The sequence below is a fragment of the Streptomyces sp. sk2.1 genome (assembly GCF_008120935.1).
Lineage (GTDB): Bacteria > Actinomycetota > Actinomycetes > Streptomycetales > Streptomycetaceae > Streptomyces.
Window position 1 is genome coordinate 8125 of sequence record NZ_RDBO01000064.1, and the last position, 1316, is coordinate 9440.

1 protein-coding gene is annotated in these 1316 nt (G+C 68.8%); it reads left to right on the plus strand.

All coding sequences use genetic code 11. The annotated features are described in order from the left end of the window. Window positions 1-28: 28 nt before the first annotated feature. Window positions 29-1316 (plus strand): BNR-4 repeat-containing protein (locus EAO76_RS22410; protein ID WP_148837744.1); only part of this gene is annotated, 1288 nt, incomplete at its 3' end.

The following is a 1316-nucleotide window of genomic DNA, read 5'->3' on the forward strand; positions in this document are numbered from 1 at the left end:
CACCCCCACGCCCGCGAAGGAGCTCACCTTGCGACGTCCCCCCGCACGCGCGTACGCCGCCTCGGCCGCGGCCCTGGCCTCCCTGCTCACGGCCCCGCAGGCCGCCCACGCCGACAGCGCCGGCGACGCCGCGGCGACGGTGGTCGAGAAGGTCCCCTACGCGATGGACTCCTCGAACCAGGCCGCCTGGTGGACACCGGTCGCCACGTACAAGGGACGCGGCCAGTACACGTACTTCGCCTTCAACGAACCCGGCTCGACGGCCGCCACCCACCGCCCGGCCATCGCCCGGCGCGACCCCGACGGGGTCTGGAGCCGGCTCCCCCTGCTGAACAGCGACGGACAGCAGGCCGAGTTCCCCGACGACAACGGGCACAACCAGCCCTCCGTGGCACGCGACGGCAACGGCCGCCTGCACGTGTTCGCCTCCATGCACGCCAACTCCTGGCGCTACTACCGCACCGAGGCCCCCGGCACCGACGTCACCGACCACGCGGCCGAACTGCCCGACCAGGGCGTGGGCATCACCTACCCCGTCGTGACCACCGCACCCAACGGCGACCTGTACCTGGCCGCCCGCGTCGGCGCCGGCGCCGACCAACGGCCCGGCAAGCTGTACCGCTGGGACAACGCCGCCTCACGCTGGAGCACCGTCGCCACCTTCGCCGCGGCACCCAACCGCTCCGTGTACCCCGACGACATCACCGTGGACCCCGCCGGACGCGTACACCTGCTGTACGAATGGGCCAAAGCCCCGGCAACCGCGTTCCGCCACCAACTGTCCTACCTCCGCCACGACCCGGCCACCGGCACCTTCACCGACAGCACCGGCACCACCCTCACCACCCCCACGACCCCCGCCACCTCCGACGTGATCCAAAACCTCACCACCGGCGAGGAATGGAGCACCGACAACACCTACACCGGCCCCGCAGTACAAAGCGCCAAACTCACCCTCGACAACTCCACCCCGAAAATCACCTACCGCTACCGCTCCGCCGACAGCAACGGCAACTTCCACGTGCACTACGCCTACCCGAGCGGCAGCAGCTGGACCAGCAAAACCGTATACACCAACACCCAGACCACAGCAGCCCTCGGCATCACCTGGAACACCACAGACACCAAACGGATCTACTACATCACCACCACCGGCACCGACCAGGTCTTCGTCGCGACCCAGAACACCGACGGAACCTGGACCTCACAGTCCGCCGCTCCGGGCGTGAGCGCGGACCGGCTCGCAGTACAACAAAACACCGACGGCAAAGACATCCTCTACCTCCCCGACACCACACACAACACCCTCTACTACG